Here is a 15,482-nt window from a genome sequence, read left to right as displayed (position 1 = left end):
GGTGCTTCTCAGCCAGAGGCCTCCGTCTGGTCATCATCGGCGCCCGCGGACACCATCATCGACGCCAGTGCGGTGCGCTGGTAGAGCACCCGGCGCCCGCTGCGCCATGACGTCACGAGTCCGCTGCGTCGCAGGATGGACAGGTGGGCGCTCACGGTGGGGGCGGTGAGTCCGACCTCGTAGGCGAGATCGGTCGTGGAGCGCGGCAGCCGAAGGCCCATCAGGATCTCCGCCCGGCTCCGGCCGAGCAACTCCCCGAGCGCGTCCTCGCGATCGGGCTCGGCGGGTCGCTCGGCCCAGAGGGTGCCGATGCCGCGCGCGCCGTACGTCAGACTCGGCTCCCCGAGCAGACCGAGCTCGACCCACAGCCGCGGCCAGACGAACACGCACGGCACGAGCGTGAGGCCGTCCCCGTCGATGTCGCTGTCGGTGACGCTCCTGATGTGCAGGGCTTCGTCGGTGACCTGCAGCGACGGGTGCAGGTCGGAGAGCAGTGCGCCGATGCCGCCGCGAGCCAACCGATCCAGCCGGTAGGCGACATCGGCGTCGAGCAGGGCGCGGAACCGGGGCCAGTACGGCGCGAGCACCCGTTGCCAGTAGCGCTCGAGCTCCTCGGCGACGCGCTGGGGCGCGTCCGGATCCTCGAGCTGCCGGCGGGCGGCCGGCGTCACGCCGACCCCCCGCCAGGCCTGCTCGAGCTCGGACAGGAAGTGCGCGTGCGGCCAGGTCGCGACCAGGTGGAGCTGGTCCTCGATGGTGGTCTCGATGCTGGTGGCGCCGACGAAGAGGAACTCGGCCACGTGACCGCCGGGAGGCACGACCGCCCGGAGCAGGTCGCTGTCGGTTCGCCGCAGGTCACCGCGCACCCGGTCGTACCAGCCGCGATGGAGCGGATGGATGGTGCCCGAGTGCACGACGTAGAGGCTCTTCGCCGCCTCGGCCAGCGGCGAGTACGCGAACCTCGTCCGTGCCAGTACGGCGGCGCTGAGCCGCAGCTGGATCATCAGTCGAGAGTCTGGCACACGTCCTCGAGGGTGCCGTCGACCTCGGTGAACGCCCGCTGTCCATCGGCGCGCCGGACGTAGTCGGCGTTCCCGGACACGACGTACACGCCCGGCTGATAGATCGTGTTCGTCGACCGGATCACCGCCAGGCCGTTGCCCTGGAAGTGGAAGTCGATGCTCCCGTCCTCGTGGATCGTGGCGTGCAGGGTGCCGGAGGTGTCGCGGCGGATGGACTCACCCGTGTCGAGGTTGGTGAAGCGGAAGCCCAGCGACCCCTGGGTGTCCACCACCCGGGGAGAGCCGTCGGGGTACCGCTCCGCGACGCGGGTCATCTCCTGGTTGTAGAGGACGTCGGCCTGCAGCTCGAACGAGCAGCTCTCGCCCGCCGCCAAGTGGAACGGTGGCGTCGAGCTCGGCTCCCAGCCCGACTCGCCACCGGCGCTCGCGCTCGCGGCGGGCACGGGTGCGACGGCAGCGGTCAGTGCCGCTCCGAACAGGACCAGTCTCCGCAGGGTGGTACGCATCATTGCTTCTCCTCAGGACGGGTTTCGGACCGGCCCATCGTCGGGAGCCTGCTGCGCGGCGGCGACGATTAGGCCGTGGCCGAAGCCTGAGGAAGTGGCCGCTTCGGACAACCTCGAGATGTCCTTGTCGCGCTGCGGATGCGGCCGAGCGCGGACTCAAGGGTGATTGACTGACCGTCGTGGCCGAAGCGACCGACGTCCAGCGCCTGCTACGGCAGCTGATGCCCAGTGCCAGCCTCGAGGAGACCCAGGCGCTCCTCGAGGCGCTGAGGAGCGGCCAGGTGTCCAGCATCTTCGAGAAGCTCGAGCGTGACGAGGCGCCGACGGTGCTCCCGGTACCGGCGGACGTCCGCGGCTTCCGGGTGCGCCTCGACCTGCACGGCGCGACGCCGCCGGTGTGGCGCCGGCTCGAGCTGCCCGGCGACCTCGGCCTGCCGCGGGTGCATGACGTCATCCAGGCCGCGATGGGCTGGACGAACAGCCACCTGCACCGGTTCCGGACCGGCGGAGATCACCGCTCGCCGTACTTCCTCACCCAGTTCGATCTCGACGAGGGTGACGAGGGGATGCTCGAGGACGACGTGCGACTCGACCAGCTCGTCGCCGGGGTGGGCGACGAGCTCTGGTACGAGTACGACTTCGGCGACGGCTGGGACCACCGGCTGGTGGTCGAGGCAGTCCTCGAGGGGCCGCCGCCCGTGGCGCGGTGCACCGGCGGGAGGATGGCCTGCCCACCCGAGGACTGCGGCGGCCTCGGCGGCCACGACGAGCTGGCCACGTGGGTCCGCAGTGGGTACGACGACGCGATGCTCCCCGTGGTCTTCGACAGCGCCGCGCACGCCCACGACTGGCTGCCGATCGACTGGCACCCGGACCGGTTCGAGGTCGACGAAGTCAACGCCGCCCTGGCAGCCGCGGTCGCCGAGCCGGTCGAGGTCACCGGGGAGCTGGCCGATCTGGCCGAGCAGCTCGAACACCGTGGCATCCGCCTGCTGAGGGAGGTGCTCGCTCGTCCGCTCTCGCACGGGCCAGTCGAGGTCACCGACGCCGAGGCGAGCCGACTGACCGAGACCTATCGGACCTTCCTCGACCTCGTCGGCGACGGCGTCGCGCTGACCGCCGCGGGCTACCTCCCGCCAGCGATCGTCGCCCAGTTCGCCGAGCGCAGCGGCATCGCCGCATGGTGGATCGGCAAGGCCAACCGCGAGGACCACACGCCGCCCGTTGCCGTCGTACGCGACACCGCCCGCGCCCTCGGCTTGGTCAGTGTCCGCAAGGGCCGACTGAGCCCGACCGCCGTCGCCGTTCGGTGTGGCCATGACCCGCAGGCACTGTGGCGGCACATCGTCGGCCGACTCCCCCTGGGCACCAAGGACGCCGAGCGGCAGGCGGGCTGGATGGCGCTGGCCGTGGTCGGCAGCGGCGCGCCGGGGCAGGAGTGGCACGCCGAGATCGGCGAGCTCCTGTTCGCCCTCGGGTGGCGCAGCGGGTACGACCGGACCTCGGTGCCGCCGGCGCGCAGCGCGACCCTCGACGTACTCCACCAGCTGGCCGGTGCCACACGCGCGCGGTGGGGCGGGGTCGAAGGAGTCGACCTCGCCGTCGCGGCGACCGCGCGGGCCGTGATCCGGAGAGGGTGATGCAGCGACCCAGACGTCAGCCGACCCAGCGCCCGCGAGACAGCACCCGGCGCACGCTGAGATCCCCCTCCAGCACCACCGCGTCCGCCCGGTAGCCGGGCAGCAGCGCCCCGACGTCCGGCAGCGACAGCATCGCGGCCGGCGACGCGGTGGCCGCGCGGACGGCGTCCTGGATCGTCAGCCCGACCTCGCGCACCGCGTACCGCACGGCCGCCGCCATGGTCAGCGTCGAGCCGGCGATCGTGTCGCCGCCGGCCAGCCGGGCCACTCCGTCACGGACCCGCACCTCGAGGCGACCGAGCCGATAGTCGCCGTCCGCCGCCGCGGCGGCCGCCATCGCGTCGGTCACCAGCACCGTGCGGTGCGGCTTGGCGCGCGCGGCGAGCCGGAGTGCTGCGGGGTGGACGTGCACGCCGTCGGCGACGAGCTCGACGTACGCGTCGGGGTGCTCCAGCAGCGCGGCCACCGGCCCCGGGGCGCGGTGGTGCAGGCCGGGCATCGCGTTGAACAGGTGGGTGCCGACGCCTGCGCCGGCGTCCAGGGCCGCGCACGTCTGGTCGTACGTCGCCTCGGTGTGCCCGATCGCGCCGACGACCCCGGCCGCGGTGAGGCGCCGGATCGTCTCGAGCCCACCCGGCCGCTCCGGTGCCAGCGTGACCATCCGGAGGTGTCCCCGGCCGGCCTGGATCAGCGCGTCGACCTCGGCGGGGGCGGGGTCCCTCAGGACGCTGGGGTCGTGGGCACCGGCCCGGCGGGCGCTGAGCCAAGGCCCCTCCAGGTGGATGCCGGCCAGCAGCCCGTCCTCGGCGAGATCGGCGAGGCGCCGTACCGAGTGGAGCAGGGTGGCCTGGTCGGCGCTCACCAGGCTCGCGATCATCGAGGTGGCGCCGTGGCTCAGGTGAGTGCGTACGGCGGTCGCCACGGCGTCCGCGTCACCACCGTCGAACGACGCCCCGCCGCCGCCGTGTGCGTGCACGTCGATGAAGCCCGGCACGACGGTGGCACCCGTGAGTGCGACGTCGGGCGGCCCGGGTGGATCGCCCGATCCCACGGCCGCGATCCGCTCGCCGTCGATGAGCAGCCACCCCGGCGCGAGCACGCGCGCCGGGGTGACGACCCGGTCGGCACCGATGAGCACTAGGCGCTCGTATCCGCCATCACCAACGACTCCTCACCCTCCTCCTCGCGGCCCGGGGTCCGCAGGTTCCACTTGCGGATCACGAACCGGAAGCTGAAGTAGTAGATGACGGCGTACCCCAGCCCGATCGGGACCAACCACAGCGGGTCGGTCGCGATGTTGAAGTTCAGCGCATAGTCGAACAGACCGGCCGAGAACCCGAAGCCGTCCTTGATGTCCAGGGCGTTCACCAGGGCGAGGGAGCTGCCGGTGAGGACCGCGTGCATGAGGTAGAGCGGCCAGGCGACGAACATGAACGCGAACTCGAGCGGCTCCGTGACGCCGGTCAGGAACGACGTCAGCGCGCCGGAGAGCATGATGCCGCCGACGACCTTCTTCTGCTCCGGACGGGCCTCGTGCCAGATCGCCAACGCGGCGGCGGGGAGGGCGAACATCATGATCGGGAAGAAGCCGGTCATGAACGCACCCGCGGTCGGGTCGCCGTTGAGGAAGCGGGCGATGTCCCCGTGGTAGACCTCGCCCCCGGTCTCGTAGCTGCCGAAGACGAACCACGGCGGGTTGTTGAGGATGTGGTGCAGCCCGAGCGGGATCAGCAGCCGGTTGAGGGTGCCGTAGACGAAGCCGCCGATGACGTCGTTCTCGGTGACCCACTCGCCCAGGTTGGTGATGCCCGCGTCGAACCACTGATAGACCAGGCTCATCAGCACCGAGACGACGATCGCCACGAACGCCGTGATGATCGGGACGAACCGCCGGCCGCCGAAGAACGCCAGGTAGGGCGGCAGGCTGATCCGGTGGTAGCGCTGCCAGAGGTACGCCGAGAGCAGGCCCATCACGATGCCGCCGAGGACGCCGTAGTTGATCAGCGGCTGGGTCCCGTCGTCCGCCAGGTCCAGGATGTACGGCGACATCGCGTCGCCGACGGCCTTGAAGACCAGGTAGCCCACGACCGCGGCCAGCGCCGTCGAGCCGTCCGCCTTCTTGGCCATGCCGATGGCGACGCCGACCGCGAACAGCAGCGGGAGGTTGGCGAACAGGGCGTTGCCCGCCGCCCCGATCACGGCCGCCACCTTGACCCATTCGAGGCCATCCTTGCCGAGCAGGTCGTCCTGGCCGAGCCGCAGAAGCAGGGCCGCAGCCGGCAGGGCGGCGATCGGCAGCATCAGGCTGCGGCCGAACTTCTGCAACGGGGCGAGGTTGAATCTGGGGCGTCGGGGCTCAGTGCCCGAGACCGCATCTGCTGTGCTCACTGCTGCTTCCCTTCGGTGGTGGAGCCCGGGTCGCTGTCACGACCGAGCGACATGTGGACCTCGTACCGGTCGCCGCGGTAGCGGGACACGACGTACTCGACCGGGCGCGGCCCGGCCTTCGAGACACGGCGGAAGACCAGGAGGGGGGTGTGCGCGGGGGCGTCGAGGCGGGCGGCCACGACCTCGCTCGCGGACTCGCCCCACAGCGTCTGCTCAGCGGAGTCGATGACCAGGCCGTACTCGTGAGCCAGCAGCTCGTAGAGCGAGCCGCCCAGGTCGTGCCGGTCCAGTCCGGGGAGCAGGGACGCCGGGTGCCAGCCGTTCTCGAGGGCGATCGGTTCGTCGTCGGCGAGCCGCACGCGATCCACCTTCCAGGCCATCGCGGTCCGGTCGAGCCCGAGGGCCTTGGCCACCTCCGCGGGCGGCTGTGCGAGCTCGATCGCGAGGAGTCGCGTGGATGGGGTGAACCCGCGGCGGCGCATGTCCTGGCTGAACGACGCGAGGTGCAGCTGGGTCTCCAGCCGGGGCCGGGCGACGAACGTGCCGCGGCCGTGGACCTTGACGAGGAGCCCGTCGCCCACGAGCGCGTTGATCGCCTTGCGCACCGTGTCGCGGGAGACGGCGTACGTCGCCATCAGCTCGCGCTCGGACGGGATCGCCGCATCCGGACCGAGCTCGGTGGTGGCCAGTTCGGCGAGCGCGTCGCGCACCTGGGCGTGTTTGGGGCGCGGGCCCACCGTGACCACCCGTGTGGCCTGGCTCCCCTGACTCGCCTGCCTCGTCGCCACGGAGCTCCCCTCGACGCGCTGTCGGATCGTTGGTACGTTCTGGTACGTACCAGTGAGGATGGTCACACCCGGCATCCTTGTCAAGGAGTGGCCGGGCGGCCACGGACCCGAGGAGCACGAGATGAGCAGCAAGGCGGAGCAGATCCTCGCCGGACTCGGCGGGGCCGAGAACATCGTCGAGATCGAGGCGTGCATCACCCGGTTGCGCACCGAGGTCCACGACGGCTCCAAGGTCGACGAGAAGGCCCTCCGGGCCGCCGGCGCGCACGGCGTCATGGCCAGCGGCAACGCCGTACAGGTGGTGGTCGGCCCCGAGGCCGACAACCTCGCCGAGGACATCGAGGACCTGATGTGACGGTCTCGGTGTTCGCGCCGTGCCCGGGCCGGGTGCTCCCCTTGTCGGAGACGCCGGACCCGGTCTTCGCCACCGAGATGATGGGGCCGGGGGTCACCATCGATCCCGACCCCGACTCCGGCGAGGTCACGGTGGTCTCTCCGATCGCCGGGAAGGTGATGGTGGTGCACCCGCACGCGTTCGTCGTGATGGGCGCCGGCGGGGTCGCCGTGCTGGTCCACCTCGGGATCGACACCGTGCGACTCAAGGGGGCGGGCTTCGAGCTGCTCACTGAGAAGGGCGCCACGGTCTCGGCCGGCGACCCGATGGTCCGCTGGGACCCCGCGGCGATCGCCGAGCAGGGGATGTCGACGATGGTCCCCGTCGTCGCCATGGAACGTCAGAAGGGCTCGGTCCCGCGGCCGGCCGCCGGTGCCGTCGCCGTCGTGGGCGAGGTCCTGTTCACCGTCACCCCATGACCCACCGGGGGACGCCGGCCGCGCTGCTGCTCGACCTCGACGGGACCCTCGTCGACACCGAGCCGGTGCACCGCGCGGCCTACCGGAGGTTCTTCGAGGGGCGCGGCTGGTCGGTCCCGGACCTCTCGCTGTTCACCGGCCGCCGGGCCGAGGACGTGTTCGCGGCCGAGCCCGGGCCGTGGGCGGGGGAGGACGGCCACGCCCTCGCTCGCGAGGTGATGGCCCTCATCGACGCCGCCGCGATGCCCGACCCGGTGCCCGGCGCCACCGAGCTCCTCGCCGCGGCGGCTCGCCGCCGGGTGCCGGTGGCGATCGTGACGTCCGCCGGACCGGCGTGGGTACGTCGCCTGGCGGGCGGCACGCTCGCGGCCCTGGCCGACGTGCAGGTCGTCGTCACGGCCGAGGACGTCACCGACGGCAAGCCCGATCCCGCGGGCTACGACCTGGCCTGCCGGCGGCTGGGGGTTGCGCCCGCCGACGCGCTGGCGGTCGAGGACTCTCCCGCGGGCGTGCGAGCCGCGGTCGCCGCCGGCGTCGGCGAGGTCGTCGGCGTCACCACCACGCACGCCGCGGCGCCGCTCACGGCCGCGGGGGCGAGCCGGGTGCTGGCCGACCTGAGCAGCCTGGCGGACCGCCTGGGCTGAGGGCGGTGGTCAGCGGCCCTCGCGGGAGTGCAGGGCGCGCACGGTCGGCGAGGTCTCGACGGTGGCCGGGTCGGGGTAGGTGCCGAACAGCCGGTCCGCCGTACCGGCGCTGGTGACCGTGAACCAGTAGTGCTCGCTCTTGTAGTGGTGGAGCCGATGGTTGCGCCACACCGCGCGGTACCACCGCGAGCGGGGCCGGTAGTCGCTGTGCAGCAGGTAGTGGGTCCACTCGTAGAACGACATGATCGCGAAGACCGCGACCAGCAGCGTGAAGGTGCTCGCGGTGGTCGGCATCACCCGCCACGCGACGACGGCGTACGCCGGGAACAGCCAGAGCTCGACCTGCCACGGCACGAACACCAGCGGGATTGCCCGCGGGTCGGCGTGGTGCGCGCGGTGCTTGCGGGCCAGGAGCGGGTCGACCGTGACCGGGCCGAGGTGCCGCGGCCGCCAGTGCAGGATCCCGACGTGCACCACCCACTCGACCACGGGGAGCACCGCGACCAGGCCGACAGGGACGACCAGCTCCCACCAGGCGCCGCCGCCGACGACCACCCGGCCCACGAGCGCGGCCAGCAGGCAGCTGCCGAGCATCCAGGGGGACGGGTGCCGCCAGAACGAGCTCCAGGCCTGGCCGAGCGAGATGTTGGTGCGGCGCGGACCGGTGATCCGCTGCTCGTCGGCGGCCAGCCGCTGGGCGGCCAGCTCCTCGATCTCGGGCGTCGACTTGGTCATGACTCCTCCTGGCCCTAGGGCCGGTCCTGGTCCGCGTCCAGCGCGGCGAGTGCGGTGAGCAGGCTGGTGGTGGCCGGGCGCAGCACCCGGTCGGCGGCCGCGCGGGCGGTCTCGGGGTCGCCGGCGCCGATGGCCGCGGTGAGCAGCCGGTAGGCACCGACCTGGCCGACCTCCTCCGCCATCAGCGGGGCGAGCGCGACGAGCGCCGGCTCGTAGGCGGCGCGCAGGCTGTTGAACATCAGCCGGAAGACCATCGAGTCCGCGGCGTCGACGACGTGGTCCCAGAACGTCAGGGCGTGCAGCTGGCGCTCCACCCCGTCGTCGGTGCCACCGAGCGCGTCCACGGTCTCGCCGAGCAGCACCTCCAACGCGGGTCCGCCGCGCTCCGCGGCGAGCGCGGCCACACCGGGCCCGACGACCAGCCTGGCCTCGAGGATGCTGCGGGCGACGGCCGGGTCGAGCTCCCCGCGGCGCACCAGCAGCCGCGGGAGCAGGTCGAGGCCGCCGTACCGGCGGAAGTCGCGCACGGTGGTGGCCCCGCCGTGGCGTACGTCGAGCAGCCGGGTCTGCGCCATCCGCTGCAGCGCCTCGCGGACGGCCGGGCGGGAGACGCCGAGCACCTCCGCGAGGCGGCGCTCGCTGGGCAGCGCCTCGCCGGCGCCGATGCCACCGTCGACGACCTCGGAGAGCACCTGATCGAAGACCTCGTCGGGGACGGAGCGGCGGTTCACGGGCTGCAGCGGCATGGGAGGACGCTAGGCAGAGACCTGACCGGTGGTCAAGTGGTCTGACCACACCGGTGGGAACTTCCCCGCCACTTCCTCCGCTTCTCGGCCGTTGCAACCCCCGAGAAGCGGAAGCTTCCCCGGTGCACCGGGGATTCCGCCGCTGCGTACGCTGGCAGCGTGCCCCGATCGCTCGCTCCGCGGTACTGGGGAGCGCACCTGCTCGCCGTGGTGCTCGTCGCGGCCGCCGTGGGCCTGGGGTTCTGGCAGCTCGGTGCCTGGCAGGAGCACCGCCGCGCGCAGGCCGCGGACCTGACCCACGCCGCGCCGCTGCCGCTCGCCGACGTGATGGGCCCCGACGACCCCTTCCCCGGGAACCGGGTCGGGCAGCCGGTGGCCGTCACCGGCACCTGGGTGCCCGACGGGACCGTCTACGTCTCGGGCCGTGAGCACGAGGGGCACGACGGCTACTGGGTGGTGACCCCGCTCGCCGTGGGCAGCGCGGGCGACAGCGACGCCGCGGCGCTCCCGGTGGTCCGCGGCTGGGTGGCCGACCCCGCGGACGCCCCCGATCCCCCCACCGGGACCGCGGATCTCGAGGCCTGGCTGCAGCCGCCCCAGGGCACCGGGCAGGTCGACGACGACCCGGGTGACGATGTCCTGCCCCAGCTGCGCATCGCCGACGTCATCCAGCATGTCGACCAGGACCTCTACGGCGCGTACGGCGTCGCGGAGACGCCCGGGGCCGGGCTCGAGCCTGCCACGCTCGACCAGCTGCCGCCCGTCGCCGCCCTCACGGGCCTGCGCAACCTGCTCTACGCGATCGAGTGGTGGTTCTTCGGTGGGTTCGCGGTGTTCATCTGGTGGCGCTGGGTGCGCGACCTGGAGGGCGAGGAGACCGCCGCCGGGGACTCGCCCGAGCCCGCGGAGCCGACGTCCGTAGGCTGAGCCCGTGAAGCTCTTCCAGTCCTACCGGGTGCTCGCCTTCGTCGTGGGCGTGCTGCTCGCCGTCTGCGCGCTCGTGGCCGCGCCGCTGAAGTACCTCCTCACCGAGGGCGGCACCCTGCAGCAGTTCGGAGAGGACCTCAGCATCCTGTGGCTCTTCCACGGCTGGATCTTCATGATCTACGTCGTGGTCGCCTTCCTCCTCGCCCGCCGGGCGCGCTGGTCGATCTCGTTCACCCTGCTGATGCTCATCGCCGGCCTGGTCCCGCTGCTGATCTTCTGGGTCGAGCACCGGGTCGTCCAGAAGATCCGCGCCGAGACCCCCGAGCTCGTGGGACCGTCTACCGCGTGACCACGGCGTTCGTGCTCGGGGGCGGCGGCGTGCTCGGCGCCGTCGAGGTCGGCATGCTGCGCGCGCTCCTCGAGCGCGGCATCCGGCCCGACCTGGTCCTCGGCACCAGCGTCGGGGCGCTCAACGGCGCCATGGTCGCCCGCGACCCGAGCCCCGCCGTGATCGGCAAGCTCACCGAGCTCTGGCAGAGCACGTCCCAGCCCCAGAGCCAGCAGGTGTACGGCGACAGCCCGCTGCGCACGGTCCGGCGGGCCGTGTCGACGGGCACCCACCTGTGGTCGGCCAAGCCGCTCAAGCAGGCGCTGCAGGACGAGTTCGGCGACCTGAGGTTCGAGGACCTGCCGGTCCGGTTCCAGGTGTGCGCGGCCAGCATCGAGCGGGCCGCCGAGCACTGGTTCGACTCCGGCCCGCTCGTGGACGCGGTCGTGGCCAGCGCCGCCGTACCCGGCCTCCTGCCGCCGGCCAGGGTCGGGGACGAGCACTTCCTCGACGGCGGCATCGTGAACTCCATCCCGCTCGGCCGCGCGGTGCGCCTCGGCGCCGCCCGGGTCTTCGTGCTGCAGGTCGGCCGGATCGACCGCCCGCTGACCGTCCCCCGGCGGCCGTGGGAGGTGGCCCGGGTGTCGTTCGAGATCGCCCGCCGGCACCGCTTCATCCGCGAGCTGGAGGAGCTGCCCGAGGACGTCGAGGCCTACGTGCTCCCGGCGCGCGGTACGTCGGGCCGCGACGACTCGCTGCTCGGCAGCCGAGACTTCACCGGTGTGCAGGCCCGCATCGACGAGACGTACGAGGCATCGGTGGCCTACCTCGACGATCACCTCGGGCCGGCGTCGGCGGACGACGCGTGATCCGGGTGCTGCGGCGGCTGGTGATCGCCCCCGCCGTGGTGCTGCTGACCGGGTTCTTGTGGGTGACCCTGCCCCTGTGGGTGTTCGGGGCCGCCGCGCTGTCGCCGGTGCTGCCCGGCCGGCTCCGGCCGCTGCGCATCATGTGGGTCGCGATCGTGTACCTCACCTGCGAGGCGCTGCTGCTCGTGGTGATGCTCGGCCTGTGGCTCGCCTCGGGCTTCGGGTGGCGGCTGCGCACGCCGTACTACGAGGGCATCCACTACGACCTCGTGCAGGGCACCATGTGGGTCTTCTTCCGCGAGGCCCGGCGGGTGCTGCGGCTGCGGATCGAGACCGAGGGCCCGGCGCCCGACGCGCACCCGGGCCGGCCGATCCTCGTCTGCTGCCGGCACGCGGGGCCGGGCGACTCGTTCGTGCTCATCCACACGCTGATGGCGTGGTACTCCCGCGAGCCGCGCGTGGTGCTCAAGGACACCCTGGCGTGGGACCCCGCGATCGACGTGCTCCTCAACCGGATCCCGGCGCGGTTCATCACGCCCAACCCCGGGGACGGGGACCGGCTCGAGGACCAGATCGCGGCTCTGGCCACCGGGCTGGACGAGAACGACGCGTTCGTGATCTTCCCCGAGGGCGGCAACTTCACCCCGCAGCGCCGGCAGCGGGCCATCGACCGGCTGCGCCGGATCGGGATGGAGCGGATGGCCGCCCGGGCCGAGCGGATGGTCCACGTGCTGGCGCCCCGGCCGGGCGGGTTCCTCGCGGCGCTCGACGCGGCCCCGGATGCCGACGTCGTGCTGGTCGCCCACACCGGGCTCGACCATCTGCTCACGGTCGGGGACGTCTGGCGCGAGCTGCCGATGGACAAGCGGATCGTGATGCGCTGGTGGCAGGTGCCCCGCGCGGAGATCCCGGCCGGGCGGGAGGAGCGGATCGACTGGCTGTTCGCGTGGTGGGAGCAGATCGACGCGTGGATACAGCAGAACCGGCCCGAGGACCTGTCCCCGGGCCGGCGCTGACCTGCTGCTGAGCAGCTGTGCTGTGTGGCGGGCTACTTCTGCTCGTCCACGTCGACGACCGTGGCCGGCTCGTCGGGCGTGGTGACCGAGTGCGGCGTCTCCGCCTGGTCGGCGATCGCCTCGTCGGGGCTCGCCCCACCCTCGTCGTCGGGGGTGTCGGTCGGTGCCGGCCCGCCCGAGGGGCTTGCCGGAGCCGGGCTGGGTGCCGGGGTCGGCGTGTAGGAGGACTGCCAGTTGTCGCTCTGGCCGCCGCCCTGCAGCTTCTTGGCCACGAACGCCGCGACCGCCGCGAGACCGCTGAGCAGCAGCAGCTTGCGCGCCTTGCCGCCCCTCTTCTTCTTCGGCGAGGTGACCTCGGAGACCTTGTCGGCCGCGGTCTCCGCAGCCTCGGCGGCCTTCTCGGCGGCGAGACTCGCGCCCGCGGCGACCTTCTCCGCCGCTAGGGCGGCCCCGGAGGCGATCGCGGGCGCGGCCTTGGCCCGGGCGTCGGCGATGACCGGCGCCGCCTTCGCACGGGCGTCGGCGATGACGGGGGCGGCCTTGGTGCGCGCGTCGGCGATGACCGGCCCGGCCTTCTCTCGGGCCGAGGCCATCGCGGACTCGATCTGGGGCTTCACCTGGTCGACGTACTGGTTGACGGTGTCGCTGGCCTGGTCGATCAGGGACTTCTTCTTGCGCAGACCCATCTCTGGCACTTCCTCTCGTCGTGTCCTGCCTCATTCGATCATGTCACCCGGGGGCGAACCAGAGGCTGAACAGTGGGATGGCTGCCGGGCGGGCTGCTTGCGGGCCGTGCGAGGATCGGACGGCACGACTACACCTGTGCGGTGTACCCACCCGACGCGAGAGGCACTCATGGCTGACCAACAGGTCGTTCTCAAGACCAACCGGGGCGACATCACGCTCAACCTGCTGCCCGACCACGCTCCCGAGACGGTCGCCAACTTCACCGGCCTCGCCGAGGGCACCAAGGCGTACGACGCCGGCAACGGCCGGACCGGGCCCTTCTACGACGGTCTCGGCTTCCACCGGGTCATCGAGGGGTTCATGATCCAGGGCGGCTGCCCGCTCGGCACCGGCACCGGCGGTCCCGGCTACACCTTCAAGGACGAGCCGCACCCCGAGCTGACCTTCGACAAGCCCTACCTGCTCGCGATGGCCAACGCCGGCCCGGGCACCAACGGCTCGCAGTTCTTCATCACCCTGGGCGCGACCACGTGGCTGAACTTCAAGCACACGATCTTCGGCGAGGTCGCCGACCAGGCCTCCCGCGACGTCGTCGACGCCATCGGCAGCACGGCCACCGGTCCCGGTGACCGCCCCGTCGAGCCGGTCGTGATCGAGACCGTCGAGATCATCCGCGGCTGAGCTCCGCACCGAGCCGGCACCGATCCGAGGACGACCCAGCGTGACCGACCCGTCGACGCCTCCGGCCGGGGTGCCCACCTGCTACCGGCACCCCGGCCGCGAGACGCACATCCGCTGCCAGCGCTGCGACCGGCCGATCTGCCCGGACTGCATGCGCGACGCCGCCGTGGGATTCCAGTGCCCCGACTGCGTCGCCGAGGGCCGCAAGACCACCCGCGCCGGGCGTACGGCGTTCGGTGGGCTGCGGCCGACGAACGCGTCGGCGACCTCCGCGGTCCTGATCGCGCTCAACGCCGCGGTCTGGTTCGCGATCACGGTCACCGGCGGGGCGGGCAGCCGCCTGGGCGACCTGCTCGGCCTGCGCCCCAACGGCGCGTGTGACCTCCAGAACGGGTTCCTCAACATCCAGGTCGGCGACGCGGCCTGCACCGGTGGCGGCGGCACCTGGCTGCCCGGCTTCGTGGACGGCGCCTACTGGCAGATCCTGACCTCGGGCTTCACCCACATCACGATCTTCCACATCGGCTTCAACATGCTCGCGCTGTGGGTGATCGGCCCGCAGCTGGAGATGGTCTTCGGCCGGGTCCGGTTCCTGGCGCTCTACCTGCTCTCGCTGCTCGCCGGGTCCGCGGTGGTGCTGTGGGCGGCCCCGGAGTACCAGCTGACGCTCGGCGCCTCGGGCGCGATCTACGGCCTGTTCGCCGCGCTGCTCGTGGTGGCGCGCAAGGTCGGCGCCGACATGCGCCAGCTGTGGGTGCTGATCGGCATCAACGTGTTCATCACGTTCGCGGTCCCCAACATCTCCTGGCAGGGCCACCTCGGCGGCTTCGTCGGCGGCGGTGTCGTCGCCGTCGTCCTCGCCTACGCCCCGCGCGGGCGCCGGCGGCCGCTGTTCCAGGCCGGCGGCCTGCTGGTCGTCGCGGCCCTCACGGCGCTCGCGATCATCCTCCGCGCCTCCGCCCTCGCCTGACCGGCCTCACCTGACCGCCCTCGCCTGACCGGCCTCACCGGCTCGTCCGCCTCTCGCACCTCGATGAGCGAGCGTGAGGCGGACGAGCCGCGGGCGCGTCCATGCACAGGTGTGGAAACCGCTGTGGAGAACTACAACGGTGTAGTTCTCCACAGGTTGTCCCCAGGTGTGGAAACAGCACCGCCGGCCCCCGTCAGGGGACCGGCGGTGTGCAGCTGCGCCGGCACTCGGCGCCGAGGTGTCACTCCCAGCGGGTGGCGAACGTGAAGCCGACGGCCATGAACGCGATGCCGACGAAGAGGTTCTTCTGGCCCAGGTCGTTGAACACCCAGATGTCGGACATGTCGTTGCTGAAGACGTAGTACGTGCAGATCCAGAGCAGCCCGATGAGGAAGCAGCCGAGCATGCCGACGACCACGCCGCGGCCGCGGCCCAGGGGCGTGGTCGGGTGCGCGGAGATCACCAGGCCGAGCATGAGCAGCCCGAAGCCGATCACGTAGTTCCACCCGTTCAGGTCACCCATGAAGCCCGGCGACCCGGAGTCCTTGGGCGGGAACGCCGCCGGGTCGAACACCACGTAGTAGTAGGCGATCCAGGCGATGCCCAGGACCATCAGCGCGAGCGCGACCACGAAGCGGACGGAGAACAGCGGTCCCCGGACGGGGGCGAGGGGGTCGAGCTTGGCCTTGGCCACGGGTGCTCCTGGTCGATCGTGGTGCGGG

General features: G+C 72.3%; 19 protein-coding genes. 10 read left to right on the top strand and 9 right to left on the bottom strand.

Going from position 1 to position 15,482, the window contains the following annotated elements; translation table 11 throughout:
• Window positions 1-8 precede the first annotated feature (8 nt).
• Window positions 9-1,004, bottom strand: coding sequence for an ArsR/SmtB family transcription factor (locus QQZ14_RS04280; RefSeq protein ID WP_284532946.1), 996 nt, complete (start codon window positions 1,002-1,004; stop codon window positions 9-11).
• The gene (locus tag QQZ14_RS04275) at window positions 1,004-1,531 is read right to left on the bottom strand and encodes a hypothetical protein (protein WP_284532945.1); all 528 of its coding nucleotides are present in this window, start codon (window positions 1,529-1,531) and stop codon (window positions 1,004-1,006) included. Before QQZ14_RS04275 ends, QQZ14_RS04280 begins: the two co-directional genes overlap by 1 nt.
• A gap of 176 nt (window positions 1,532-1,707) precedes the next feature.
• On the opposite strand from QQZ14_RS04275, the gene QQZ14_RS04270 reads away from it, so the two are divergent.
• The gene (locus tag QQZ14_RS04270) at window positions 1,708-3,168 is read left to right on the top strand and encodes a plasmid pRiA4b ORF-3 family protein (RefSeq protein ID WP_284532944.1); all 1,461 of its coding nucleotides are present in this window, start codon (window positions 1,708-1,710) and stop codon (window positions 3,166-3,168) included.
• A 16-nt stretch (window positions 3,169-3,184) separates the two neighbouring features.
• Here the strand turns inward: QQZ14_RS04270 and nagA are convergent, their stop codons facing one another.
• From nagA to QQZ14_RS04255, 3 genes are read right to left on the bottom strand one after another with little or no spacing between them, the layout of a single operon-like run.
• Window positions 3,185-4,306 (bottom strand): N-acetylglucosamine-6-phosphate deacetylase, encoded by a 1,122-nt coding sequence (gene nagA / locus QQZ14_RS04265; protein ID WP_284532943.1) that lies wholly within the window; start codon window positions 4,304-4,306, stop codon window positions 3,185-3,187.
• A complete protein-coding gene (locus tag QQZ14_RS04260) occupies window positions 4,306-5,556 on the bottom strand; it encodes a PTS transporter subunit EIIC (protein ID WP_342395218.1) in 1,251 nt (416 codons plus the stop codon). Before QQZ14_RS04260 ends, nagA begins: the two co-directional genes overlap by 1 nt.
• The gene (locus QQZ14_RS04255; RefSeq protein ID WP_284532942.1) at window positions 5,553-6,344 is read right to left on the bottom strand and encodes a GntR family transcriptional regulator; all 792 of its coding nucleotides are present in this window, start codon (window positions 6,342-6,344) and stop codon (window positions 5,553-5,555) included. Before QQZ14_RS04255 ends, QQZ14_RS04260 begins: the two co-directional genes overlap by 4 nt.
• A 121-nt stretch (window positions 6,345-6,465) precedes the next feature.
• Between QQZ14_RS04255 and QQZ14_RS04250 the strand changes: the two genes are divergently transcribed.
• From QQZ14_RS04250 to QQZ14_RS04240, 3 genes are read left to right on the top strand one after another with little or no spacing between them, the layout of a single operon-like run.
• Window positions 6,466-6,699: a PTS glucose/sucrose transporter subunit IIB gene (locus QQZ14_RS04250; protein WP_284532941.1), complete on the top strand. Its 234-nt coding sequence runs from the start codon at window positions 6,466-6,468 to the stop codon at window positions 6,697-6,699.
• Window positions 6,696-7,157, top strand: coding sequence for a PTS sugar transporter subunit IIA (locus tag QQZ14_RS04245; protein ID WP_284532940.1), 462 nt, complete (start codon window positions 6,696-6,698; stop codon window positions 7,155-7,157). The genes QQZ14_RS04250 and QQZ14_RS04245 overlap by 4 nt, the downstream gene beginning before the upstream one ends.
• Window positions 7,154-7,801 (top strand): HAD family hydrolase, encoded by a 648-nt coding sequence (locus QQZ14_RS04240; RefSeq protein ID WP_284532939.1) that lies wholly within the window; start codon window positions 7,154-7,156, stop codon window positions 7,799-7,801. Before QQZ14_RS04245 ends, QQZ14_RS04240 begins: the two co-directional genes overlap by 4 nt.
• Window positions 7,802-7,810: 9 nt before the next feature.
• Here QQZ14_RS04240 and QQZ14_RS04235 read toward each other — a convergent pair whose 3' ends face one another.
• Together QQZ14_RS04235 and QQZ14_RS04230 are read right to left on the bottom strand one after the other, a co-directional pair.
• Window positions 7,811-8,536, bottom strand: a complete 726-nt coding sequence (locus tag QQZ14_RS04235) for a sterol desaturase family protein (RefSeq protein WP_284532938.1) — start codon at window positions 8,534-8,536, stop codon at window positions 7,811-7,813.
• 14 nt (window positions 8,537-8,550) lie between these two features.
• A complete protein-coding gene (locus tag QQZ14_RS04230; protein ID WP_284532937.1) occupies window positions 8,551-9,282 on the bottom strand; it encodes a FadR/GntR family transcriptional regulator in 732 nt (243 codons plus the stop codon).
• Between the two features lie 159 nt (window positions 9,283-9,441).
• Here QQZ14_RS04230 and QQZ14_RS04225 point away from each other — a divergent pair, with 159 nt between their 5' ends.
• The 4 genes from QQZ14_RS04225 to QQZ14_RS04210 are packed head-to-tail and all read left to right on the top strand — an operon-like array spanning window position 9,442 to window position 12,422.
• A complete protein-coding gene (locus tag QQZ14_RS04225; protein WP_284532936.1) occupies window positions 9,442-10,209 on the top strand; it encodes an SURF1 family protein in 768 nt (255 codons plus the stop codon).
• 4 nt (window positions 10,210-10,213) lie between these two features.
• Window positions 10,214-10,558: a DUF3817 domain-containing protein gene (locus tag QQZ14_RS04220; RefSeq protein ID WP_284532935.1), complete on the top strand. Its 345-nt coding sequence runs from the start codon at window positions 10,214-10,216 to the stop codon at window positions 10,556-10,558.
• On the top strand, window positions 10,555-11,406 hold the full coding sequence (locus tag QQZ14_RS04215; RefSeq protein WP_284532934.1) for a patatin-like phospholipase family protein: 852 nt from the start codon (window positions 10,555-10,557) through the stop codon (window positions 11,404-11,406). Before QQZ14_RS04220 ends, QQZ14_RS04215 begins: the two co-directional genes overlap by 4 nt.
• On the top strand, window positions 11,403-12,422 hold the full coding sequence (locus QQZ14_RS04210; RefSeq protein WP_284532933.1) for a 1-acyl-sn-glycerol-3-phosphate acyltransferase: 1,020 nt from the start codon (window positions 11,403-11,405) through the stop codon (window positions 12,420-12,422). The genes QQZ14_RS04215 and QQZ14_RS04210 overlap by 4 nt, the downstream gene beginning before the upstream one ends.
• A 32-nt stretch (window positions 12,423-12,454) precedes the next feature.
• Here the strand turns inward: QQZ14_RS04210 and QQZ14_RS04205 are convergent, their stop codons facing one another.
• On the bottom strand, window positions 12,455-13,108 hold the full coding sequence (locus QQZ14_RS04205) for a hypothetical protein (RefSeq protein WP_284532932.1): 654 nt from the start codon (window positions 13,106-13,108) through the stop codon (window positions 12,455-12,457).
• Between the two features lie 169 nt (window positions 13,109-13,277).
• Here QQZ14_RS04205 and QQZ14_RS04200 point away from each other — a divergent pair, with 169 nt between their 5' ends.
• Both QQZ14_RS04200 and QQZ14_RS04195 read left to right on the top strand, forming a co-directional pair.
• A complete protein-coding gene (locus QQZ14_RS04200) occupies window positions 13,278-13,790 on the top strand; it encodes a peptidylprolyl isomerase (RefSeq protein WP_284532931.1) in 513 nt (170 codons plus the stop codon).
• A gap of 40 nt (window positions 13,791-13,830) precedes the next feature.
• Window positions 13,831-14,760, top strand: a complete 930-nt coding sequence (locus QQZ14_RS04195; RefSeq protein WP_284532930.1) for a rhomboid family intramembrane serine protease — start codon at window positions 13,831-13,833, stop codon at window positions 14,758-14,760.
• A 241-nt stretch (window positions 14,761-15,001) separates the two neighbouring features.
• Here the strand turns inward: QQZ14_RS04195 and QQZ14_RS04190 are convergent, their stop codons facing one another.
• The gene (locus QQZ14_RS04190; RefSeq protein ID WP_284532929.1) at window positions 15,002-15,454 is read right to left on the bottom strand and encodes a cell division protein CrgA; all 453 of its coding nucleotides are present in this window, start codon (window positions 15,452-15,454) and stop codon (window positions 15,002-15,004) included.
• Between the last annotated feature and the right edge of the window lie 28 nt (window positions 15,455-15,482).

The sequence above is a fragment of the Nocardioides sp. T2.26MG-1 genome (assembly GCF_950101795.1).
GTDB lineage: Bacteria > Actinomycetota > Actinomycetes > Propionibacteriales > Nocardioidaceae > Nocardioides.
This window is presented reverse-complemented; position numbering and strand designations above follow the sequence as displayed.